A 22,353-nucleotide genomic window follows, 5' to 3' on the forward strand; every position below is an offset into this window, starting at 1 on the left:
CGCGGCTCAGTCGTCCTTCTTGGGTTTCTTCCCCTTTTTGGGCTTCTTGCCGGTGCGGCCGTTGCCGGAGGGGTCGACCTGTCCGGGTGTCGTCGAGGCGGGCTTGTCGTCGTCGGACGCCGACTTGGTGGGGTCCGGTTTCCTGGTGGGTTCGCGGTCGGGCTTGCGGGAGGTCTCCTGGCGGGGCCCGGACGACTCCGGCCGGCCCTCCGGCGAGCCGGACGGCGGCCCGCTGTTCCGCACCCGCCGATCTCCCGGAGTGGTGACCGTCCGCTCCGGCGGCGCGTCCGTGGGTGCCGGAGTCGGTCCCGAGCTGGAGGGCGTCGCGATAGGGCCGCTGACCGGCGGCGACGCGGGCGGGCGGGCACCGGAGTCGCGGTGCGACAACCACGCCATGCCGCCGGTCGTGAGCGCGACGACGAGCGCGCCGGCCGCGAGCACGGCCAGCGGCATCCGGCGGTTCGGGCCGGCCGGGCGCGTGGGGGCAGGCGGCGGCGCGTCCTGGGGCGCGGTCGGCTCGGGCGCGGCCCCGGTCATGATCGCGTGCAGCCGCCGCTCGGCCTCGTCCAGTGACAGCCGCTCGGCCGGGTTCTTGCGCAGCAGCCCCAGCACGACCGGTGCGAGGGCGCCCGCGCGGGCCATCGGATCGGGTTCGGAGTGCATGACCGCGCCCAGCGTGGCCAGGGCGTGCGGGCGCTGGAACGGGGAGCGGCCCTCGATCGCGACGTAGAGCGTCACGCCGACCGACCACAGGTCGGAGGCAGCGTGCGCCCGCCCGCCCGCCGCCCGCTCCGGCGCCATGAACGCGGGCGTGCCGACGAGGATGCCGGTCCTGGTGACGGGAGCCTCGTCCTCGGTGGTGGCGATTCCGAAATCGGTCAGCACCGCCCGGCCGGAGTCGGTCAGCAGCACGTTGTCCGGCTTGACGTCCCGGTGCAGGACACCCGCCGCGTGCGCCGCGCGCAGCGCCTCCAGCAGCTGGATGCCGACGGCCGCGGTCTCGGTGGGGGACAGGGGACCCTCGTCGCGTACCAGCTCGCCCAGGGTGCGGGAGGGGACCAGCTGCATGACGATCCAGGGGTGGCCGTGCTCCTCCAGCACGTCGTAGACGGCGGCGACGCCGGGATGCGCGACGCGTCCCGCCGCCCGGGCCTCGCGGAAGGTCCGGACGTTGAACTCGTCGCGTTCGGGACCGCTCAGCTCGTGGGGCGGGTGGATCTCCTTCAGGGCCACGTCTCTGCCGAGCACCTCGTCATGTGCCTGCCACACCGTGCCCATGCCGCCCGAGCCGATGGTCTTGACGAGTCGGTAGCGCCCACCGACAAGTCCCGCAGATTCGGACATGCGGGCCTGACTACCCGAGAAAGCTCCGGGCAAGCGCGGTAATCACGGCCGCCGTGGCCAGAACGACGAGAAAGGGCGCGCGAAGCAGCAGGGCGATCATGGCCGCGCCCAGCCCGGCCGTGCGGGCCAGGTCGAAACGCAGCTCGCCGTTCTCGCTGAACATCTGCACGGCGATCAGCGCGGCCAGCAGCGCCACCGGCACCAGCTCGGCGAAGCGGCTCACCACCGGATGGTCGAGGATCCGCCGGGGCGCCGCCAGCCCGGCCAGTTTGAGCGCGTAGCAGCCCAGGCAGACGGTGGCGATGGCCCACCACAGCGTCATCGCGCCATCACCACGAGCACGGCCGCGGCCGACAGCAGCACCGGGACGCCCGGCGGGAGGAACGGGGTGGCGGCGAGCGCGATCGCCGCTCCCCCGAGCGCCAGCCACCGCAGCTCGGCGCTCACGGCCAGCCGAGGCCACAGGATCGCCAGGAAGGTCGCGGGGCCGACCACGTCCAGACCCAGCACGGCCGGGTCGCCGAGGAACGAGGTGCCGAGCGCCCCGCCGAGGGTGGACAGGTTCCAGGTGATGTACAGGCTGGCGAACGTCGCGGTGAATCCGGCCCGCGCGGCGGCCGGGTTCGGCTGGGCGAGGGTGACGGCGGCGGTCTCGTCGATCACGCCGTGCGCGGCCAGCAGCCTGCGTGGGCCGCGTACCCGCAGCAGGTCGGCCATGCGCAGGCCGTACAGGGTGTTGCGGCCGCCGAGCAGCAGCGCGCCCGCGGACGCGGCGACCAGGTTGCCGCCTCCGCCGATCGCTCCGGCCAGCGCGAACTGGGAGGCGCCGGTGAACGTCAGCAGGCTCAGCACGCACGCCTGCGCCACGCTCAGGCCGGCGGTGATGGCCGCCGCGCCGAAGGCCAGTCCGGACAGCCCGACGGCCACGCCCACTCCCAGACCGTCCCGGATCGCGGCGGAACGATCGCCTATTGTGTCCATGTTAGACAGATTATGTGCTGTCCGAATTTGGAAGCGTTCGTCGGTCGACCGTCTGTGGGCGCCTCTTACGACGGCCTGAACGTCTGGACGAAGGTGTCGAAGTAGCCGCGGTCCCGCTCCCAGCGGGACTCGGTGGTCTCGAAGTAGATGGCGAACGGCCGGCCGCCGGCGGTGCGGAAACCGCGGTTGATCACATGGATCACGGTGCCGTCGCGCTGCCGGGTGAACTCCCAGTCGGCGGCCGGGCGGCCGAGGTAGGTCGTGGGATCGATGGCGATGCGCCGGTAGGCGGTGAACTCGCCCCGGTCGCGGATCACCTTCTCCAGGCTCTTCCAGTGGCGTGCGGGGTCGGTCCAGGGACGCTCGGGAACGGTCCACTCGACGATCAGGGTCGCCGGCGAGCCGGGCCGCGTCACGCTGACGCTGTCTCTCACGGGATGCTTCCTGGCCTGCCAGTCGCGGGGGACGGCGATCGAGAACCGGCCGTCGGTGTCGCGGTGGGCGCGCCAGCCGGCGGGCACCTCCTGGCCGGTCGCGGACGGGGTGGGCGCCGCGGAGGTCGCCGGCCCAGTGGGAGTCGGGCCGGTGGGTGTCAGGTCGGTGGGAGTCGGGCCGGTGGTGGGAGTCGGCCCGCTGGAAGCCGGAACGGGGTCGCCGGTGGAGGGACCGCTGGTCTGAGGGGTGGCGCTCGCCAGGGCGGTGGGGCCGGGGTCCGGCGCGCCCGCCCCGCGGATCGCCAGCACGGCGCCCGTGGCCAGCGCGGCCGTCGCGGCCAGGACGGAGACCACGACGACCGGGCGCGCGCCGCCCCGCCGGGGGCGCGGCCGGACCGGGACCGTGGAGCCGGCCTCGCCGAACGCCCTGCGCAGCAACACGGCGGCCTCGTCGGCGCTCATCCGGGCGCGGGGGTCGCGGGTGAGCAGCCCCATGATCACGGGGCGGAGCGCTCCCGCCCGCGTGGGCGGCCTGGGCTCGTCACGCAGCACCGCCGCGACCGTCGCCGCCCACGAGTCGCGTTCGTACGGCGGCACGCCCTCCACCGCCGTGTAGAGCGTCGCGCCGAGCGACCACAGGTCGGACTCGGGCCTCGCGGGCTCACCGTGGAGGCGTTCGGGCGGCATGTAGGCGGGCGTGCCGACCAGGCCGCCGGTGGCGGTCAGGCCCGCCTCGGCCTCCAGCGAGGCGATGCCGAAGTCGGTGAGCACCACCCGGCCGTCGTCGGCCAGCAGGACGTTGGCCGGCTTGACATCGCGGTGCAGCACGCCCGTCGCGTGGGCGGCCCGCAGCGCGTCGAGCACCCGGCCGCCGATCACCGCGGCCTGACCGACCGTCAGCGGCCCGCTCTCGCGGATCACCTCGGCCAGCGAACGCGACCTGACCAGCTGCATCACGATCCACGGCAGGCCGTCCTCCTCCACGACGTCGTGGATGACGACCACCGACGGGTGGTCGAGCCGGCCCGCCGCCCTGGCCTCCCTGATCGTCCTGCGGTTGAGGTCGGCCAGCTGGGCGTCGCCTACACCGGTGTAGCGGACCTCCTTGATCGCCACCGTACGGTCGAGCAGCTCGTCGTAGGCACGCCACACGACGCCCATCCCGCCCTCGCCGAGCGGCGCGATGAGCCGGTATCGGCCGCTGATCCGCCTTTCCACGCGGCGCAGCCTACTTGGCGGGTTTGAACGTCGCGGTGAACGTGTCGAAGAAGTGTTTGTCCTTCTTCCAGCGGCTGTTCAGGTTGTGCCAGTAGATGGCGTAGCCGCGGCCGTTCTCGGTGAGGAAGCCGCGATTGCGGACCCGGGTCTTGCCGGTGTTGGTGTTCCAGGTGAAGTCCCAGTCGGCGGCGGCCTTCATGTAGTCGACCTTGTGAATGTCGATCAGCTTGTAGCCGCCGAAGCGGCCCCTGGCGCCCGGCTCCTGCTGCTTCCAGTCCTTGTACGGGTCGGAGCCCGGATCGCTGGCCTCCTCGACCATCAGGAAGGCGTTGGACCCCGCCCCCGGGCCGCGGAAGAACACCTGGGAGCCGTTGCGGGTGTATTCCTTCCAGCCCTTCGGCAGGCCGATGGAGAAGCCCATCTTGTCCTTGTACATCTTCCAGCCGCTGGGCAGCGCGGCGGTCGTCGCGGTCGCCGTCGGGCTGGAGGAGGGCGTCGAGCTGGGCGTGGGCTCCGTGCTCGCCGACTCGCCGGGCGTGGGCTCCGGCGACGCGGGCCCGCTCGCCGGGGGAGAGCCCTCCGGCGACGCCGAGGACGCGGAGGTGTGGTTCCGGTCGGCGCCGGAGTCGGGGGCGGAGCTCAGGCCGAGGTAGCCGCCCACGCCGGCGACCAGGACGACCACGCAGGCCGCCGCGATGATCGGGCCGAGCCGCCGCCCGTCCGAGCCGCCGGACTCGACGGTGGCCCCGGTGGGCGGCCCGGACGCCGGGGGGAGCCGCGTGCCGGTCTCCGGCGGCGTGGACGGGGTCTGCCGGCCGGCCGGCGCGGCCGGGGGAACCAGGTCGGGGTCGGTAGGGGTGTCGTCCTCGGCCGGGCCCCGTTGCGCGGGGACCTGGTGGCCACGCGGGCCGGCCGCCGGCTGCGCGGGCATCCGCATGGTCGGTGGCGGGCTCGCCTGGGCGATGACCTCGCGCAGCAGCCGGCTCGTCTCCTCGTAGGAGGGACGCTGGACCGGCTCCTTGGCCAGCAGGCCGCTGATCACCTCGGCGAGCGGCCCCGCGTGCGGCGCGGGATCGGGCTCGTCGGTCAGCACCGCGTGCATGGTGGCCAGCGCCATCCCCCGCTCGTGCGGCGAGCGGCCCTCCACCGAGGTGTAGAGCGTCGCGCCGAGCGACCACAGGTCGGACTCGCGCCGCGCGGGCAGGCCCTTGAGGCGTTCGGGCGCGATGAACGCCGGAGTGCCCGCCAGCCCCGTCACCGTGAGCTGCGTCTCGGTCTCCAGGGTGGCGATGCCGAAGTCGGTGAGGACCACCCGGCCGTCGTCGGCCAGCAGGACGTTCTCCGGCTTGACGTCACGGTGCAGCACGCCCGACTCGTGCGCTCGGTGCAGCGCGTCGAGCACCGCGAGGCCGATCTCGGCCACCTTCTTGGGAGGCAGCGGCCCGTCCTGCTTGATCACCGCGCCCAGGGAGCGCGACGGGACCAGTTGCATGACGATCCACGGCCGGTCGTCCTCCTCGATCACGTCGTGCACGACGATCACGTTGGGGTGCTCGAACCTGGCCGCGGCCCTCGCCTCGCGCATCGTACGGCGGTTGAGCAGCTGCACCTCGTCGCCCAGGGCGGCGGCGTAACGGACCTCCTTGACCGCGACCACACGGTCGAGCAACTCGTCATGGGCTCGCCAGACGATGCCCATGCCACCCTTGCCAATGGGCTCCTGCAGCTGGTAACGGCCGGCGATGCGGCGTCCGTCACGCTTGCGATCCGACATCAACGGCCTCAAACCCTCCCTCTTGGCCAAGAAATACTCCCATAGCGAGGGATCAACGGCGACTCACCGCAGGGACAGTCCGCCATTTGAGAAGGAGAGTCCAGCAGGTGGATGACCGGTGTAAGGTTCTGACATGACTTGTCGCCACGCGTTTACCGAGCCGGCTCCGGGAGGGCCGGTCGTCCGCTAGCGACCACCTGGAGTCGGCAACAGGCAGAGACGCCTCGTCTCTGCCTTTTTGGTTTTCGGCCGGCTCCAGCGGGCCGGCCCGAGTGGGGAGCCGAGATGTCATCGACCTTGGAACGGCACGTCGTCACCGTGGGCGGGCTGCGCGTGGGCGCGGGACCGGCCGTCGTGATCGGCGGCCGGATGAGCCTGCGCGATCACCGCGGCCCGGCCGCGGAGACGCTGCGCGAGCGGGCCACGCTCGTGGAGCCGTCCGCCGCGGCCGACCTGCCGGTGATCGCGGCGCGGGCCGAGGCCGTGGTGGTGGGGGCTGCGTGGACGCGCGACGTCCCGCTGGTGCGCGCCGTGGCCGGGCTGGGACTGCCGGTGGTGGTGGAGCGCCGCCCCTCGGCGTCTCTGGAGGAGTGGCTCGCGCTGGCCGACTACTGCGCGGCCGAATGCGGCGACCAGGTGATCCTGTGCGAGAGGGGCCGGCTGGACCTCGGGCTGCTCCGGGCCGCCCGGGCGGCGTCCGGCCGCCCGGTGCTCGCCGACGTGTCGGCCGACGTGGGCCTGTCCGCGGCGGCGGTCGCGGCGGGCGCCGACGGGCTGGTCCTGGACCGCTCCCTGGCGACCGGCCCGCCGGTCTCCGGTACGGGCACGGGCCGGGACGCGGCGGCCTCCCGCGCCGGCGAGGAGGAGACGGCGGCCCGTACGGACGAGGAGACGGCACTGCGTGTGGCGGAGGAGGCCGCGACGCTGGTCGGGGCGCTGCTGCGGCCCGAGACGCCCGCCACGCTGCCGGAGTGCAGGGAGGCGATCGACCGGGTGGACGCGGCGCTGGCCACGCTGCTGGAGCGGCGGGCCGCGCTGGCCGGGATCGTGCAGACGCTCAAGCCCGTCGGCGGCTTCGCGGGCCGCGATCCGGGACGCGAGCGCGACCTCGTGGTCCGGATGGCGGCCCGCGCGCCCGAGCTGGGAGCGGAACGGCTGACGCCGGTCATGAACGCGGTCATCGAGGCGGGCCTGCACCTGGCCGAGGACCGCGCCCGCCGGTGAGGCGGACCGCGGGGGCCCCGGAACGTCGCGAGGCACCGCCGGTGAGCCCGGCGATCAGCCCGTGAGGCTCACTCGGCGGGATTCACCGCAGGGTCGGCGACGGGGTCGATCGCCGTGGCCGCGCGCCGCCTCCTGAGCGTCAGCCAGCCGAACGCGATCCCCGCGGCCAGCACCGGCAGCAGGTAGAAGGCCAGGCGCTGGTCCTCGTCCGCGAACGGCATCAGCAGCACCACCAGCGCCAGGAAGGCGAGCGTCAGCCAGTTCGTGTAGGGGGCGCCGGGCATGGGGAACGCCGAGCGGTGACCCGACCGGCGCAGCCGCAGCTGGCAGTAGACCAGGGTGCCCCAGGTGGTGATCACGCCCAGCGAGGCGACGGCGGTGGCGATGTTGAACGCTCGTTCGGGCAGGAAGTAGAACAGGACCAGACCGCCGAGGAACATCGCGGCCGTGAAGACGATGCCGCCGATCGGCACGTGCCGGGTGCTGAGGGTGCCGGTGAAGCGCGGGGCCTCCCCCTTGCGGGCCATCGAGCGCAGGATGCGTCCCGTGGCGTACAGGCCGGAGTTGCAGGAGGAGAGGGCGGCGGTGATCACGATGAGGTTCATCGCGTCGGCGGCCCACGGCACGCCCAGACCGTCGAAGACCGTCACGAACGGTGAGGTGCCGGCCCGGTAGGCGGTCCACGGCAGCACCATGGCCAGCAGCACGACCGAGCCCACGTAGAAGACCGCGATGCGCCACACCACGCCGTTGATCGCCTTCGGCATGACCTCGTGCGGTTTGGCCGTCTCGCCGGCGGTGATGCCGACCAGCTCGATCGAGGCGTACGCGAAGACCACGGACTGCAGGCTCATCAGCACCAGCGGGGCTCCGGTGGGGAAGAAGCCGCCGTGTGAGACGAGATTGCCGGGCGTCGCCTGGCCGACCGAGAACAGCACCAGCGCCAGGCCGACCACCAGGAAGGTGACGATGGCCAGCACCTTGAGCAGCGCGAACCAGAATTCCAGCTCGCCGAAGAGCCTGACCGACAGCAGGTTGACCACCAGCACGAACGTCAGCGCGATCAGCGCGGTGAGCCACCGCGGGAAACCCGGGGCCCAGTAGGAGATGTAGGCGGCGATGGCGACCAGCTCGGCGATGCCGGTGAAGGCCCAGTTGATCCAGTACATCCAGCCGCTGGCGAACGCCGCCCACGGGCCGATGAACTCGCCGGCGTACTCGACGAACGAGCCCGACACCGGCCGGTAGAGCACCAGCTCGCCGAGCGCCCGCATGACGAAGAAGGCGGCCAGCCCGGCGGCGGCGTAGGAGATCATCAGGGCGGGCCCGGTCGCGGCCAGCCGCCCGCCCGCGCCGAGGAACAGGCCGACGCCGATGGCACCGCCGATGGCGATCATCTGGACCTGACGGTTGCCCAGCGAATGCCGGTATCCCTCGTCACTTGCCGTATGCACAGGGTGTCCCTTTCATCACTCTCCGTAAAGATGACGATATCCGGGACACGAGCTCCGGCGGGTCCGGCACGCCGTCCCGTACGGCGGGCGAGATGTCGGTGGCGACCACTAGAGTCGGAGCGCACACCACAACAGACCGGGAGGCGCCGCTCCATGTCGTCCAGCGACTCGTTCGTCCATCTGCACGTGCACACCGAATACTCCATGCTCGACGGGGCCGCACGCCTCAAGCAGATGTTCAAGCAGGTCGGCGACCTGGGCATGCCCGCGATCGCGATCACCGACCACGGCAACATGCACGGCGCCTACGACTTCTACCGGCAGGCGACCGGGGCGGGCATCAAGCCGGTCATCGGCATCGAGGCCTACGTGGCGCCCGAGCTGCGCCACAACAAGAAGCCGGTGCTGTGGGGCGAGCCCCACCAGAAGCGCGACGACGTGTCAGCGGGCGGTTACTACACCCACATGACGATCTGGGCGCGTGACAAGGCCGGCCTGCACAACCTGATGAAGCTCAGCTCGCGGGCCTACACCGAGGGGTTCGTCCGCAAGTGGGCGCGGATGGACGCCGAGATCCTGGCCGAGCACGCCGAGGGCCTGATGGCGACCACCGGCTGCCCGTCGGGTGAGGTGCAGACCAGGCTCCGGCTCGGCCAGTACGACGAGGCGCTCAAGGCCGCGGCGAAGTTCCAGGACATCTTCGGCAAGGACGACTTCTTCCTGGAGATCATGGACCACGGGCTCGACATCGAGCGCCGGGTCCGCGACGGGCTGACCCGCATCAGCAAGGAGCTGTCCATCCCGCCGCTGGTCACCAACGACTCCCACTACACCTACGAGTCCGACGCGGCCTCCCACGACGCCCTGCTGTGCATCCAGACCGGCAAGCAGCTGTCCGACCCCGACCGGTTCCGCTTCGACGGCAGCGGCTACTACATCAAGACCGCCGAGGAGATGCGCGCGGTCGACGGCTCCGACCTGTGGGCCGAGGGCTGCCGCAACACCCTGCTGGTGGCGGAGAAGGTCGATCCGACCGGGTTCTTCGAGTTCAAGAACCTGATGCCGACCTACCCGGTCCCCGACGGCATGACCGAGCAGGAGTTCTTCCGCAAGACGGTCTGGGAGGGCATGGACCGCCGCTGGCCGGAGGGCTACGACGACGAGCACCGCCGGCAGGTCGACTACGAGGTCGGCATCATCGAGCAGATGGGCTTCCCGAGCTACTTCCTCGTGGTCGCCGACTTCATCATGTGGGCCAAGGAGAACGGCATCCGCGTCGGGCCGGGCCGAGGGTCGGCCGCGGGCTCGCTGGTGGCCTACGCGATGGGCATCACCGACCTCGACCCGCTGCCGCACGGCCTGATCTTCGAGCGGTTCCTCAACCCCGACCGCGTCTCCATGCCCGACGTCGACATCGACTTCGACGAGCGCAGGCGGGCCGACGTGATCCGCTACGTGACCGAGAAGTGGGGCGCCGACAAGGTCGCCATGATCGCCACGTTCGGCACCATCAAGGCGAAGGCCGCCATCAAGGACGCCGGTCGCGTCCTCGGCTATCCCTACGCGCTCGGCGACAAGGTGTCCAAGGCGTTCCCGCCCGCGGTGATGGGCAAGGACATCCCGCTGGCGGGCATCTTCGACAAGGACCATCCCCGCTACGACGAGGCGGGCGAGCTGCGCAGGCTCTACGAGGAGGACGTCGACGTCAAGGCGACGATGGACCTCGGCAAAGGGCTGGAGGGCCTGATCCGGCAGACCGGGGTGCACGCCGCCGGCGTGATCATGTCGGCCGAGGTGATCACCGACTACATCCCGATCATGCGCCGAGACTCCGACGGCGCCATCATCACGCAGTTCGACTACCCGACCTGCGAGACGCTCGGCCTGCTGAAGATGGACTTCCTGGGCCTGCGCAACCTCACGATCATCGACGACTGCCTCAAGATGATCGAGTCGACCACCGGCGAGTCGATCGACCTGCTCAAGCTGCCGCTCGACGACCGCAAGACCTACGAGCTGCTCGGCCGGGGCGACACGCTGGGCGTGTTCCAGCTCGACGGTGGCGGCATGCGCTCGCTGCTGCGGCTGATGAAGCCCGACAACTTCGAGGACATCTCCGCCGTCGGCGCCCTCTACCGGCCCGGCCCGATGGGCGCCAACTCCCACACCAACTACGCGCTGCGCAAGAACGGCCAGCAGGAGATCACCCCGATCCATCCGGAGTTCAAGGAGTCGCTGAGCGAGATCCTCGACACGACCTACGGCCTGATCGTCTACCAGGAGCAGGTCATGGCCATCGCGCAGAAGGTCGCCGGGTTCTCGCTCGGCAAGGCCGACCTGCTGCGCCGCGCGATGGGCAAGAAGAAGAAGGCCGAGCTGGACAAACAGTTCGAGTCCTTCGAGAGCGGGATGAAGGACAACGGCTACTCCGCCCAGGCGGTCAAGACGCTGTGGGACATCCTGCTGCCGTTCTCCGACTACGCCTTCAACAAGGCCCACTCGGCCGCCTACGGCCTGGTCTCCTACTGGACCGCCTATCTCAAGGCCAACCACCCGGCCGCCTACATGGCCGCGCTGCTGTCGAGTGTCAAGGACGACAAGGACAAGTCGGCCCTCTACCTCAACGAGTGCCGCCGCATGGGCATCAAGGTCTTCCCGCCCGACGTCAACGACTCCGACTTCGACTTCACGCCGCGCGGCACCGACATCCGCTTCGGCCTGTCGGCGGTGCGCAACGTGGGGGGCAACGTCGTCGACGGCATCATCTCCGCTCGCAGGGAGAAGGGCCGCTTCGCCGACTTCAAGGACTTCCTGCGCAAGGTCCCGGCGATCGTCTGCAACAAGCGGGTGATCGAGTCGCTGATCAAGGCCGGCGCGTTCGACGCGCTGGGCCACGTCCGCAAGGGCCTGGTCATGGTGCACGAGCAGGCCGTCGACGCGATCATCGACATCAAGAAGAACGAGGCCATCGGCCAGGACTCCCTGTTCGGCGCGATCGAGGACGGCGAGGACCAGACGTTCGACGTGCAGATCCCGGTGGGGGAGTGGGACAAGAACACCCTGCTGCAGTTCGAGCGGGAGATGCTCGGCCTGTACGTCTCCGACCACCCGCTGTTCGGGGTCGAGCACATCCTGGCCTCGGGAGCCGACTGCTCGATCGCCGCGGTCCAGGACGACAGCCGTCCCGACGGCCACATCGTCACCGTCGGCGGCATCCTGAGCGGGGTGCAGCGCAAGGTCACCAAGAAGGGCGACACCTGGGTGCTCACCCAGTTGGAGGACCTGGAGGGCGCCATCGAGGTGATGATCTTCCCCTCGTCCTACCAGCTGTGCTCGACGATCCTGGCCGAGGACGCGATCGTCTTCGTCAAGGGCCGCGTCGACAAGCGCGAGGACGTCGCCAAGATCATCGCGATGGAGGTGACCGCGCCCGACCTCACCCAGGAGGCGGGCGGACCACTGCTGGTGAGCCTGCCCCTCAACCGGTGCACGGCGCCGGTCGTCGGCCGCCTCAAGGAGATCCTCAGCACTCATCCGGGCACCTCTGAGGTCCACCTGCAGGTGCACAACGGCCCCAAGACGACCGTCATGCGGGTCGAGGACCGGCTCCGCGTGACGCCGTCGCCGGCGCTCATGGGCGACCTGAAGCAACTCCTCGGCCCTGCCTGCCTGGGCGCCTGACGCCGGCCCGTCCAGCGGCGCGTCAGCGGCCCATCAAGCGGCCCATCAAGCGGCCCATCAAGCGGCCCGTCAACCGGCTCGTCAGCGGCCTGACGGTGGCGGGGAGCGGGTCTCCTCACGACGATCCACCCCTTGGGTGGGCAAACCTCGCCATCGTCCGCCCCGGAGCGGGTGAGAGAGGATGGTCAGGTGAGCGAGCTTTGCTACCTGACCGCCGCCGAGATGGCCCGCCTCGTCAGGACCCGGCAGATCAGCGCCGTCGAGTTGCTGGAGGCCCATCTCGACCGGATCGAGCGGGTCAACCCCCGGGTCAACGCCATCGTGACGCTGGTCGCCGAGCAGGCGCTCGACGCGGCCAAGGCGGCCGACGCGCGCGAGCCCGAGGGGCCGCTGCACGGGGTGCCGGTGGCGCACAAGGACCTGGCCAGTACGGCCGGCATCCGCACCACGTACGGGTCGCCGCTCTACTCCGGCAACGTGCCCGACAAGGACGACCTGATCGTCGAGCGGCTCAGGCGCGCCGGGGCCATCACGGTGGGCAAGACCAACACGCCCGAGTTCGGCACCGGGTCGCACACGGTCAACGAGGTGTTCGGGGCCACGCGCAACCCCTACGACCTGTCCAGGTCCGCCGGAGGCAGCAGCGGCGGGGCGGCGGCGGCCCTGGCGGCCGGCATGGTGCCGCTGGCCGACGGCTCCGACATGGGCGGGTCGCTGCGCAATCCGGCGTCGTTCTGCAACGTGGCCGGGCTCCGGCCGACCCCCGGGCGGGTGCCCGCGCCGTCCGAGATCGCCGCCTGGTACACCCTGTCCGTGCCGGGGCCGATGGCGAGGACGGTCGAGGACCTCACCCTGATGCTGGAGGCCGTGGCCGGGTTCGACCCGCGGTCCCCCTACTCGATCACCGAGGGCTTCCGCCGCGACCCCGAGCAGGGCGTGGCGGGGCTGCGGGTGGCCTGGAGCCCCGATCTCGGCGGGTTGCCGGTGGATCCCGAGACGGCGGCCGTCACGGCGACCGCGCCGGGCGTGTTCGAGCGGCTGGGCGCGCGGGTCGAGCAGGTAGACCTCGACCTGTCCGACGCCGACGACGCCTTCCGCGTCTACCGCGCCTGGTTCTACGCCCTGTCCTTCGGCGAGCTGGACGGCCTCGGTCCCAACACCGCCTGGAACGTCGAGCAGGGCCGCCAGGTCACCGGCGCCGACCTGGCCCGCGCCGAGCGGCTGCGCAGCGGCCTCTACCAGCGGATGGCCGGCTTCTTCGACACCTACGACGTGCTGATCGCGCCGGTCAGCCAGGTGCCGCCGTTCCCGGTCGAGCAGCCGCACGTCAGCGAGATCAACGGGGTCCGGCTGCCCGACTACCTGTCGTGGATGCGCTCCGCCTACTGGATCAGCGTCCTGCACGCGCCCGCCGCCTCGGTGCCGGCCGGGTTCACGCCGTCGGGGCTGCCGGTCGGGGTGCAGATCGTCGGCCGGCCGTTCGCCGACGCCACGGTGCTGCGCGTGGCCCACGCCTTCGAGCAGGCCACCCGCCACGGCGAGCGCCGCCCGCCCCTCTAGACGATCAGACGATCCCGTATCGTCGCAAGCTCCTCAACTACGTATACGGCTTGCGCAGCGGCGACTCGCGGTAGCCGTGCATGCCCTCCAGCAGCCCGAAGACGCCGACGGCGCACAGCGGCCAGGCCACCCGCACGCCCAAGGCGGTCAGCCGCAGCGAGCCGGGGACGATCGTGGTCCCGGGCTGCGCGGCCGCCTCCACGGTGACCACGCCCAGCGTGAACGCCGAGCCCACCCAGAGCGTGATGTAGGCGGCGAGCAGCCCGCCCGCGCAGAGCCCCACCAGCACGGCCAGCTCGTGACCGCGCCGAAGACGCCAGCCCACCGCCCCGCAGACCAGCCCGAGCACTCCGGTGACCACCGCGAACCAGCCGTCGGCGGCGATCAGGGCCTGCGTGGAGGGGTCGGCCAGCACCTGCCCCTGGTCGGTGATCTGGTAGGGCGCGCGGGGCGACAGCCACGACCAGAGCAGCCCGGCGAGGACGGCCGTCGAGGCGAGGATGAGGACGGTCACCGCGAACGGCCGCACATGCCTCGCCACGCCACTTCCCTTCACCGCCCGCGTCAGGATCAGCTTGATGGTATCTCCCGGTTAGGCTCACTTCGTGATTCACGAAGAGGTCTGGCTGATCGAACCCTCCGGCCCGCTCAGGGGCGACGTCGAAGTACGCGGCTCCAAGAACGCCGTCTCCAAGCACATGGTGGCCGCGATGCTGGGCAGCGGTGAGAGCTGCATCCACAACGTCCCCGAGGTCGGCGAGGTCGGCATCACCGCGGCCATGCTGGAGGCCCTGGGCATCGACGTCGAGATCAGCAAGAACGAGATCCGCATCGCGCAGGGCCCGGAGATCCGGCCGCGCGTGCCCGACGCGTTCACCGGCCTGAACCGCATCCCCATCCTGATGCTCGGCCCGCTGCTGCACCTGGCGGGTGAGGCGTTCGTGCCGCTGGTCGGCGGCGACCCCATCGGGCGGCGGCCGGTGAACTTCCACGTCGAGGCGCTGCGCGCGATGGGCGCCGAGGTGGAGGTCGGCGACACCGGCATCTACGCCAAGGCCAAGCGGCTGAACGGTGTCCGGCTGGAGCTGCCCTACCCGAGCGTCGGCGCCACCGAGACGATCCTGATGTCGGCGGTGCTGGCCGAGGGCAAGACCGTGGTGAAGAACGCCGCGATGGAGCCCGAGGTGGTGGAGCTGGCGCTGTTCCTGCAGCGGATGGGCGCCCGGATCGAGCTGTCGCCCGACCGCCGGATCGTGATCGAGGGCGTCGAACGGCTGCACGGCGCCTCCATCTGGCTGGCGGGCGACCGCATCGAGGCGTTCTCGTACCTGGCCGCGGGCCTGGTCACCGGCGGCGAAGTGCGCGTGCACGGCTGCCCGCAGGACCGGCTGGTCACCGCGATCACCACGCTGGCCAGGATGGGCGCCGAGTTCGCCATCAACGACGAGTACCTGTGCGCCACGGCCCCGCCCGAGGGGTTGCGCGCGGCGGCGGTGCAGACCGACACCCACCCCGGCTTCATGACCGACTGGCAGACGCCGCTCATGGTGCTGTTCACGCAGAGCCAGGGCATGTCGGTGCTGCACGAGACGGTCTTCGAGAACCGCCTGGTGTACGTGCCCGCGCTGCAGAAGATGGGCTGCGAGATCGAGGTGTTCGACCAGTGCCTGGGCGGCCCGGCCTGCCGCTACCACGACACCAACGCCAAGCACTCGGCGGTGGTGCGCGGGGTCTCGCGGCTGAAGGGCGCCGACGTCACGCTGCCCGACATCAGGGCGGGGTTCTCGGCGGTGCTGGCCGCGGCGGTGGCCGACGACGTGTCCACGCTGCGCGGTGTGCACCACATCGAACGCGGCTATCACCGGCCGTTCGAGCAGTTCGCGTCGCTTGGTCTGAACATCCGTCGAGAACAGTAAAGGAGTCGGAAGTGGGCGTTTGCCGGTGATCTGTCGGTCGCAGATCACCTGAGTGAGTGTGCTCAGATCCATCGGCGGGCTCGGCGTGACGGGGGCCCTCTGCGGAGTGCTCGCGGCGGCGCTGGTGACACCGGCCGTGAGCGGGGCGGGCCTGGCCGCCAAGAGCGCCGCGAACGTCTTCGTGGACCTGCCGCCGCCGCCGCGTGAGGAACCGCTGGCCCAGGTCACGCGGCTGCTGGACCGCACCGGCAAGACGTTCGCCCAGTTCTACGAGGCCAACCGGACGACGGTACGGCTGTCGCGGGTGGCCCCCGTGATGCGCCAGGCGATCGTGGCCATCGAGGACGCCCGCTTCTACGAGCACGGCGGCCTCGACGTCCGGGGCACCTTCCGGGCGCTGCTCACCAACACCCAGGCCGGTGGCATCAAGCAGGGCGGCTCCTCGCTCACCCAGCAGCTGGTGAAGAACATCCTGGTCGAGAGCGCCCACACGGAGCAGGAACGGGACCGGGCGCGGGCGCCCAGCGTGGGCCGTAAGATCACCGAGCTGCGGCTGGCCCTGGCGCTGGAGAAGAAGTACACCAAGGACGAGCTCCTGGAGAAATACCTCAACATCGCCTACTTCGGCGCGGGCGCGTACGGCGTCGAGGCCGCCGCCCGGCGTTTCTTCTCCACCACGGCCGCCGAGCTGACCCTGACGCAGGCGGCCACGCTCGCCGGCGCCGTCCGCATGCCGTACTCCACCGATCCCTCGCTCGGCCGGGCCAGGCAGGCACGGTTGAAGGAGCGCCGGGACATCGTGCTCGACCGGATGGCCGGCCTGGGACAGATCACTCCCCGGCAGGCCGAGATCGCCAAGCGGAGCCGGCTCGCCATCCACCTCCGCCCGGAGCCCGGCGGGTGCGGGCAGAGCCGCTACCCCTACTTCTGCCTGTACGTGCAGCGGGAACTGCTCACCAACCAGGTCTTCGGCAACACGGCGGCCGAGCGGCGGACCAGGATGGCCAGGGGCGGGCTGGTGATCAGGACCAGTCTCGACCCGGTGGCGCAGCGGGCCGCCGAGGAGGCGATCCGCCGCCGGGTCAACCCCGAGGACACGGAGGTGGCCGCCGAGGCCATGATCACCCCGGACAGCGGGCGGATCAGGGCGATGGCGGCCAGCAAGGAGTTCGGCCGCAACCCGGGTGACCGCAAGAACGGGCGCAAGACGACGTTCAACCTGGCGGCGGACGTGGCGCACGGCGGCGGCATGGGCTTCCAGGCCGGGTCCACGTTCAAGGTGTTCACCCTGGCCACCGCGTTGCGGCAGGGCTGGAGGTTCGGCCAGGGGTTCCAGACGCCCGGCTCGCTGGTGCCGTCGCCGGGGTATCGCGACTGCGCCGGGCGGCCCGTCAACGACCCGCGGGCGACCATCTACAACGCCGGCGGCGAGGGCAGCGGCGGCGGCCCGCACAGCCTGTCGACCGGCACCTGGAAGTCGGTGAACATCTTCTACATGATGCTGGAGCGCAAGGTCGGCCTCTGCAACGTGGTCAAGACCGCCAGGGCGCTCGGCATCACCCGGGCCGACGGCAAACCGCTGCGTGAGGTGCCGACGTTCACGCTGGGGATCAACGAGATGGACCCGGTGACGGTGGCGGCGGCGTTCGCCACGTTCGCGGCCCGGGGCAGGTACTGCCGCCCGCTGGCCATCGTGGAGATCGTCGGCCGCGACGGCGTGCCCACCCGGGTGCCGCCCGCCTGCGAGCAGGTCATGGACCGGCAGGTCGCCGACGCCGTCAACTACATCCTGTCCGGGGTGTTCACCCAGGGCACCATGCGCGGCCAGAGCATCGGCCGCCCGGTGGCGGGCAAGACCGGCACCAACAACGGCTACACCTCGGCCTGGTTCGCCGGGTACACGCCGGACCTGGCGGCGGCCGTGAGCATGGGCGACATCCGGGGCTCCTACCGGTTCCCGTTGCAGAACGTGGAGATCGGCGGCCAGTACTACGGCTCGGTGCAGGGGGCGTCGCTGCCGGGCCCGATCTGGGTGGACTCCATGCAGGGGGCGTTGCGCGACACTCCGGCGCACGGGTTCCCCGGCCCCGACATGGGCCGCTTCGGCGGCGGGTTCACGCCGGGGCTGAAGGAGGCCGAGGAGGAGGAGAAGCGCAGGGAGGCACTCGGGCGCGCGGGCGAGCGCCCTCGCGACTGGTTCGGGCCGTGGCTGCGGGAACGCCAAGGCCACCACGCCCGCTGGCGCCCGTCGCGCCGCTTCCCTCGCTTCCCGGACGGCCGGCCGCCCTGGCGCGGCCGGCGCCACCACTGACGGCCGTGTCGCCGGCGGAGGCCGGCGGGTGCGAGGCGGGGCTAGCGTTTGCCGATGGGGGCGGTGACGGCCCGGGTGAGGGCGACGAGGTTGGCCGGGGCGGTCTCGATCTGCAGCCCGCGCTTGCCTGCCGAGAAGTAGATCGTGTCGAACTCCAGCGCCGACGAGTCGACCACGGTCGGCAGCGCCTTGCGCTGGCCGAGCGGGCTGATGCCGCCGACCACGTAGCCGGTCACCCGCTCCACCTTGGCCGCGTCGGCCATCGCGGCCCGCTTGCCGCCCAGCGCCGCGGCCAGCGCCTTGAGGTCGAGCTTGCCCGCCACCGGCACGACGGCCACCGCGAGCCCGCTCTCCACCTCGGCGACCAGCGTCTTGAAGATCCGCTCGTACGGCACGCCGAGCGCGTCGGCCGCCTCCTCGCCGTAGGCCTGGGCGGCGGCGTCGTGCTCGTAGGGGTGGAGCGTGAACGCCGCCTTGGCCCTGGTCAACGCCACCGTGGCCGGAGTGCCCCCCTGGGCCTTCGCCTTGCTCACGTCGTCGATCCCTTCCGGTGTCCGAGAACGGACAGTCTAGCGAATCTACAATGTAAAGGCCCTGCCCGGGGTGTACCCGAGAGCCCGCCGGAACACGTCGATGAACGCGCTGGCCGAGGCCCAGCCGCAGCGGTGCGCCACGGTCGTCACGGCGACGCCGTCGGCGAGCAGCAGCAGCGCGTGGTGCAGCCGCAGCTGCGTGCGCCACTGCGGGAAGCTCATGCCGAGCTCGGCGCGGCAGAGCCTGGCCAGTGTCCTGGCGCTGGCGCCCGCCGCCGTGCCCAGCTGGGCGAGTGTACGGCCGTCGGCCGGGTCGTCGTGCAGCATCGCGCAGACGGCCGCCAGCCGCGGATCGCGCGCCGTGGGCAGATGGAACGGCTGCTCGGGGGAGCGGCGGAGCTGGTCGAGCAGCACCGCCCGCAGCCGCCGCTCCTCGCCGGAGTCGAGGCGGTCGCCCGTGCAGGCGATGATCAGCTCCCGCAGCAGCGGGCCCACGGCCAGCACGGCGGGCCGGGCCAGGCCGAGGGGGTCGTCGGTGTCGGAGACCCCGACCAGGCGCAGGTCGGTGCGGCCGTGGGCGCGGTGCTCATGCACGGTCCCCGCCGGGATCCAGATCGCCCGGCTGGCCGGGGCGACCCAGGTGCCGGCGCCGGTGGTGACCGACAGCACCCCCCGGCAGGCGTAGATGATCTGGTGGGTGTCGTGCCGGTGGGCGTCGATGCCCGTGCCCGGCGCCAGGGGCCGCCTGCCCGTGGGAGCCTCCGGCAGATGGCGGATTTCCATCATGGATTGGCATTTTATCGGAAGCAGGCCAGCCGCTCGGCGGTGATGATCGAACCGTGAAGGTGAACAGGGTCGCCATGCTCGCCATCGGCCACGGGAGCGTGGACGTCTACCAGGGCGCGGTGCCCGCTCTCGTCCCGTTCCTGGTGATGGAGCGCGGTTACGGCTACGTGGCGGCGTCGGGCGTCGTGCTGGCGGCCACGCTGCTGTCGTCGGTCGTCCAGCCGGTGTTCGGCGCGCTGACCGACAGGTGGCGGATGCCGTGGCTGATCCCGGTCAGCATGACCACCGCCGGGCTGGGGATCGCGCTCAGCGGCGTCTCCGGCTCGTACACGCTGACCTGGCTGGCCGTGGCCCTGTCGGGGCTGGGGGTGGCGGCGTACCATCCGGAGGCGGCGCGCCTGGCGCGGATCGCCAGCGAGGGCAGCCACGTGCGGATGAGCTGGTTCGCCCTGGGCGGCACGCTCGGTTTCGCGAGCGCGCCCATCATCGTCACGCCGCTGCTGTCGCTGGGCGGGCTGGGCGCGTCGCCGCTCCTGGTGGTGCCGGCGCTGGCGGGCGCGCTGCTCACGCTGACCGTGATCCGCGCCGTGGCCGGGCGCGAGGCGGCGGGAGGCGTCGCCTCGCCCGTCTCGGGGCGGGATGACTGGGCGTCGTTCGCCCGCCTCACGCTGGTGGTCGTCTTCCGGTCCGTCGTGTACGTCGGGCTGAGCGCGTTCATCGCCCTCTACCTGAGGGGCGGCGCGGCGGGCGCGGTGGCGCTGTTCGTGCTGTTCGCGGGCGGCGCGCTGGGCACCGTGCTCGGCGGCCGGCTCGCGGCCCGCTGGGGCCGGGTGCGCACGATGCGGCTGGCATACGCGGCCAGTGTCCCGGCTCTCGCCGGGATCGTGCTCGTGCCCGGTCACGCGGCCTACGTCTTCGTCGCGGCCACCTCGATCTTCCTGTACGCGCCGTTCTCCCTGCACGTGACGCTGGGCCAGGACTACCTGCCGCGCCGGGTGGGCACGGCCGGCGGGGTGACGCTCGGCCTGGCGGTCAGCGCGGGCGGGCTGACCAGCCCGCTGCTCGGGGCGCTGGCGGAGGGCACCTCCCTGCGCCTCGCCCTGTCGGTGCTGGTGGTCTTTCCGGCCCTGGCCTGGCTGCTGTCGGGGACCCTGCGTGAGCCGGCCCCCTCGCTCGTCGCGGAAACGCCCTGACGGGCGAGGCCCGACGGGCGGCCTGGGTCAGGTCGCGGCGTGGAACCGGCGCTGCAGCTCCCGCACCTCGTCCGCGAGCCCGGGGACGGGCCCGGCCACCTCGACACCCGGCGCGATCTCGTTGATCGGCAGGGTCCGGACAGGCGGCGCCGGGACGCCCAGCTCGGCCAGCCAGCCGGCCAGCTGCTCGGAGGAGCTCACGTAGACGATGCGGCCGAGCCCGACCCAGCCGTGCGCGGCGGCGCACATCGGGCAGTGCTCGCCCGAGGTGTAGACGGTCGCGCCCGCCCGCTCCTCCGGGGTGAGGTTGGCCGCGGCCCAGCGGGCCAGCGCGAACTCCGGATGCCGGGTCCGGTCGCCGCCGGCCACGTGGTTGTGGTCCTCGGCGAGCACGGCGCCGTCGGCGGCCACCAGCACCGACCCGAACGGCTCGTCACCCGCGTGCAGCGCCTCGGCGGCCAGCTCCACGCAGCGGCGCAGATGCAGCAGGTCGTCGTCGGTCAGCATGGCGGCCTCCAGGATGCGATCTTCATCGCCATGCTAGCCCGGGGCCCCGGAGCTGCTGCGACTCGCGCGTCCGGATGGTGGACGGAACGGGATACACCCAGTGGACTCCGTAGACTGGTGGGGTGATTTCCCGTATCGACATGCGCGGTTCTCTGCCCGAGGACCTGCGCGACGTGCTGCCCCGCGCCGAGCTCGACGTCGAGGCCGCCCTGGAGAAGGTGCGGCCCATCTGCGAGGACGTGCGCCATCGTGGGGCGGCAGCCGTACGGGAGCTGACCGCCAGGTTCGACGGGGTCGAGATCGAGCGGGCCCGGGTGCCCGAGCAGGCCATCCGCGGGGCGCTCGACGAGCTGGCGCCCGAGGTCAGGGCGGCCCTTGAGGAGGCGATCCGGCGGGTCCGCCTGGTCCACCGCGACCAGCGCCGCGCCGACCACACGACCCAGGTCGTCCCGGGCGGCACCGTCACCGAGCGGTGGGTGCCGGTCGAGCGGGTCGGGCTCTACGTGCCGGGCGGCCGCGCCGTCTACCCCTCCAGCGTGGTCATGAACGTCGTGCCCGCCCAGGAGGCCGGGGTCGAGTCGCTGGCCGTGACGAGCCCGGCGCAGAAGGAGCACGGCGGGCTGCCGCACCCCACGATCCTGGCCGCGTGCGCGCTGCTGGGCGTCGACGAGGTCTACTCCGTCGGCGGCGCCCAGGCGGTGGCCATGTTCGCCTACGGCACCGAGGAGTGTCCGGCGGCCACCATGGTCACGGGGCCCGGCAACATCTGGGTGGCCGCGGCCAAGCGGCTGCTCAAGGGCCGCATCGGCATCGACTCCGAGGCGGGGCCGACGGAGATCGCGATCCTGGCCGACGAGACGGCCGATCCGGTGCACGTGGCGGCCGACCTGATCAGCCAGGCCGAGCACGACGTGATCGCCGCCGCCGTGCTGGTGACCGACAGCGTGGAGCTGGCCGAGGCGGTGGAGAAGGAGCTGCCCGGCCAGGTCGGCGCGACCCGGCACGCCGCCCGCGTCACCGAGGCGCTGAGCGGCCGCCAGTCCGGCATCGTGCTGGTCGACAGCATCGACGACGGGGTCAAGGTGGTCAACGCCTACGCGGCCGAGCACCTGGAGATCCACACCGCCGACGCGGCGGGGGTCGCCGCCCGGATTCGCAACGCCGGCGCGATCTTCGTGGGCCCCTACGCCCCGGTCTCGCTCGGCGACTACCTGGCGGGCTCCAACCACGTGCTGCCCACGGGCGGCTGTGCCTGCCACTCCAGTGGCCTGTCGGTGCAGTCGTTCCTGCGCGGCATCCACGTCGTCGACTACACCCGTGAGGCGCTGGCCGGCGCGGCGGCGCACGTGTCGGTGCTGGCCGACGCCGAGGACCTGCCCGCGCACGGCGCCGCGGTCAGGGCGCGCTTCGACTGGCAGGTGCCCTCGTGACCGTGCC

At 72.0% G+C, this 22,353-nt stretch carries 17 protein-coding genes; 7 read left to right on the top strand and 10 right to left on the bottom strand.

Translation table 11 applies throughout. The features are described from left to right. Positions 1-6: 6 nt before the first annotated feature. From AB0I38_RS34175 to AB0I38_RS34195, 5 genes are all read right to left on the bottom strand, one after another. Positions 7-1,344: a serine/threonine-protein kinase gene (locus tag AB0I38_RS34175; RefSeq protein ID WP_358490276.1), complete on the bottom strand. Its 1,338-nt coding sequence runs from the start codon at positions 1,342-1,344 to the stop codon at positions 7-9. A 10-nt stretch (positions 1,345-1,354) separates the two neighbouring features. Continuing rightward, on the bottom strand, positions 1,355-1,666 hold the full coding sequence (locus AB0I38_RS34180) for an AzlD domain-containing protein (RefSeq protein WP_358490278.1): 312 nt from the start codon (positions 1,664-1,666) through the stop codon (positions 1,355-1,357). Next, on the bottom strand, positions 1,663-2,325 hold the full coding sequence (locus AB0I38_RS34185; RefSeq protein ID WP_358490281.1) for an AzlC family ABC transporter permease: 663 nt from the start codon (positions 2,323-2,325) through the stop codon (positions 1,663-1,665). The genes AB0I38_RS34180 and AB0I38_RS34185 overlap by 4 nt, the downstream gene beginning before the upstream one ends. Positions 2,326-2,390: 65 nt before the next feature. Then, positions 2,391-3,977 carry a serine/threonine-protein kinase gene (locus AB0I38_RS34190; RefSeq protein ID WP_358490284.1) on the bottom strand — a complete coding sequence of 529 codons (1,587 nt, stop codon included), beginning with the start codon at positions 3,975-3,977 and terminating at the stop codon, positions 2,391-2,393. A gap of 10 nt (positions 3,978-3,987) precedes the next feature. Next, positions 3,988-5,751, bottom strand: a complete 1,764-nt coding sequence (locus AB0I38_RS34195) for a serine/threonine-protein kinase (RefSeq protein WP_358490288.1) — start codon at positions 5,749-5,751, stop codon at positions 3,988-3,990. A gap of 285 nt (positions 5,752-6,036) precedes the next feature. Between AB0I38_RS34195 and AB0I38_RS34200 the strand changes: the two genes are divergently transcribed. After that, positions 6,037-6,975, top strand: a complete 939-nt coding sequence (locus tag AB0I38_RS34200; protein WP_358490289.1) for a chorismate mutase — start codon at positions 6,037-6,039, stop codon at positions 6,973-6,975. 68 nt (positions 6,976-7,043) lie between these two features. Here the strand turns inward: AB0I38_RS34200 and AB0I38_RS34205 are convergent, their stop codons facing one another. Then, complete coding sequence (locus AB0I38_RS34205) at positions 7,044-8,429, bottom strand: amino acid permease (RefSeq protein ID WP_358490290.1); 1,386 nt, start codon at positions 8,427-8,429, stop codon at positions 7,044-7,046. Positions 8,430-8,582: 153 nt separating this feature from the next. Here AB0I38_RS34205 and dnaE point away from each other — a divergent pair, with 153 nt between their 5' ends. Beyond that, on the top strand, positions 8,583-12,110 hold the full coding sequence (dnaE, locus tag AB0I38_RS34210) for a DNA polymerase III subunit alpha (protein ID WP_358490293.1): 3,528 nt from the start codon (positions 8,583-8,585) through the stop codon (positions 12,108-12,110). 189 nt (positions 12,111-12,299) lie between these two features. Then, complete coding sequence (locus AB0I38_RS34215) at positions 12,300-13,670, top strand: amidase (RefSeq protein ID WP_358490296.1); 1,371 nt, start codon at positions 12,300-12,302, stop codon at positions 13,668-13,670. A 37-nt stretch (positions 13,671-13,707) separates the two neighbouring features. On the opposite strand, the gene AB0I38_RS34220 is transcribed toward AB0I38_RS34215, so the two are convergent. Further along, on the bottom strand, positions 13,708-14,211 hold the full coding sequence (locus AB0I38_RS34220; protein ID WP_358490298.1) for a hypothetical protein: 504 nt from the start codon (positions 14,209-14,211) through the stop codon (positions 13,708-13,710). Positions 14,212-14,275: 64 nt separating this feature from the next. Between AB0I38_RS34220 and murA the strand changes: the two genes are divergently transcribed. Both murA and AB0I38_RS34230 read left to right on the top strand, forming a co-directional pair. After that, positions 14,276-15,586 (top strand): UDP-N-acetylglucosamine 1-carboxyvinyltransferase, encoded by a 1,311-nt coding sequence (murA, locus tag AB0I38_RS34225; RefSeq protein ID WP_358490301.1) that lies wholly within the window; start codon positions 14,276-14,278, stop codon positions 15,584-15,586. Between the two features lie 52 nt (positions 15,587-15,638). After that, positions 15,639-17,897, top strand: coding sequence for a transglycosylase domain-containing protein (locus tag AB0I38_RS34230; RefSeq protein WP_358490305.1), 2,259 nt, complete (start codon positions 15,639-15,641; stop codon positions 17,895-17,897). A 41-nt stretch (positions 17,898-17,938) separates the two neighbouring features. Here the strand turns inward: AB0I38_RS34230 and ybaK are convergent, their stop codons facing one another. Both ybaK and AB0I38_RS34240 read right to left on the bottom strand, forming a co-directional pair. Further along, positions 17,939-18,430: a Cys-tRNA(Pro) deacylase gene (ybaK, locus tag AB0I38_RS34235; protein WP_358490310.1), complete on the bottom strand. Its 492-nt coding sequence runs from the start codon at positions 18,428-18,430 to the stop codon at positions 17,939-17,941. Between the two features lie 45 nt (positions 18,431-18,475). Then, the gene (locus tag AB0I38_RS34240) at positions 18,476-19,216 is read right to left on the bottom strand and encodes an AraC family transcriptional regulator (RefSeq protein WP_358490313.1); all 741 of its coding nucleotides are present in this window, start codon (positions 19,214-19,216) and stop codon (positions 18,476-18,478) included. Between the two features lie 53 nt (positions 19,217-19,269). On the opposite strand from AB0I38_RS34240, the gene AB0I38_RS34245 reads away from it, so the two are divergent. After that, entirely contained in the window at positions 19,270-20,409 is a 1,140-nt protein-coding gene (locus tag AB0I38_RS34245; protein ID WP_358490317.1) for an MFS transporter, read from the top strand. Positions 20,410-20,436: 27 nt separating this feature from the next. On the opposite strand, the gene AB0I38_RS34250 is transcribed toward AB0I38_RS34245, so the two are convergent. Next, complete coding sequence (locus AB0I38_RS34250) at positions 20,437-20,916, bottom strand: nucleoside deaminase (RefSeq protein ID WP_358490321.1); 480 nt, start codon at positions 20,914-20,916, stop codon at positions 20,437-20,439. 122 nt (positions 20,917-21,038) lie between these two features. Here AB0I38_RS34250 and hisD point away from each other — a divergent pair, with 122 nt between their 5' ends. Next, the gene (gene hisD, locus AB0I38_RS34255; RefSeq protein WP_358490325.1) at positions 21,039-22,346 is read left to right on the top strand and encodes a histidinol dehydrogenase; all 1,308 of its coding nucleotides are present in this window, start codon (positions 21,039-21,041) and stop codon (positions 22,344-22,346) included. The last annotated feature ends 7 nt before the right edge of the window (positions 22,347-22,353 follow it).

This window comes from Nonomuraea cavernae (assembly GCF_040655715.1).
Classification (GTDB): domain Bacteria; phylum Actinomycetota; class Actinomycetes; order Streptosporangiales; family Streptosporangiaceae; genus Nonomuraea; species Nonomuraea cavernae_A.

Coding starts and splice junctions, on each gene's coding strand:
- AB0I38_RS34175 (WP_358490276.1), bottom strand. CDS start 1,344: ATGTCCGAATCTGCGGGACTTGTCGGTGGGCGCTACCGACTCGTCAAG.
- AB0I38_RS34180 (WP_358490278.1), bottom strand. CDS start 1,666: ATGACGCTGTGGTGGGCCATCGCCACCGTCTGCCTGGGCTGCTACGCG.
- AB0I38_RS34185 (WP_358490281.1), bottom strand. CDS start 2,325: ATGGACACAATAGGCGATCGTTCCGCCGCGATCCGGGACGGTCTGGGA.
- AB0I38_RS34195 (WP_358490288.1), bottom strand. CDS start 5,751: ATGTCGGATCGCAAGCGTGACGGACGCCGCATCGCCGGCCGTTACCAG.
- AB0I38_RS34200 (WP_358490289.1), top strand. CDS start 6,037: ATGTCATCGACCTTGGAACGGCACGTCGTCACCGTGGGCGGGCTGCGC.
- dnaE (WP_358490293.1), top strand. CDS start 8,583: ATGTCGTCCAGCGACTCGTTCGTCCATCTGCACGTGCACACCGAATAC.
- AB0I38_RS34240 (WP_358490313.1), bottom strand. CDS start 19,216: ATGATGGAAATCCGCCATCTGCCGGAGGCTCCCACGGGCAGGCGGCCC.
- AB0I38_RS34250 (WP_358490321.1), bottom strand. CDS start 20,916: ATGCTGACCGACGACGACCTGCTGCATCTGCGCCGCTGCGTGGAGCTG.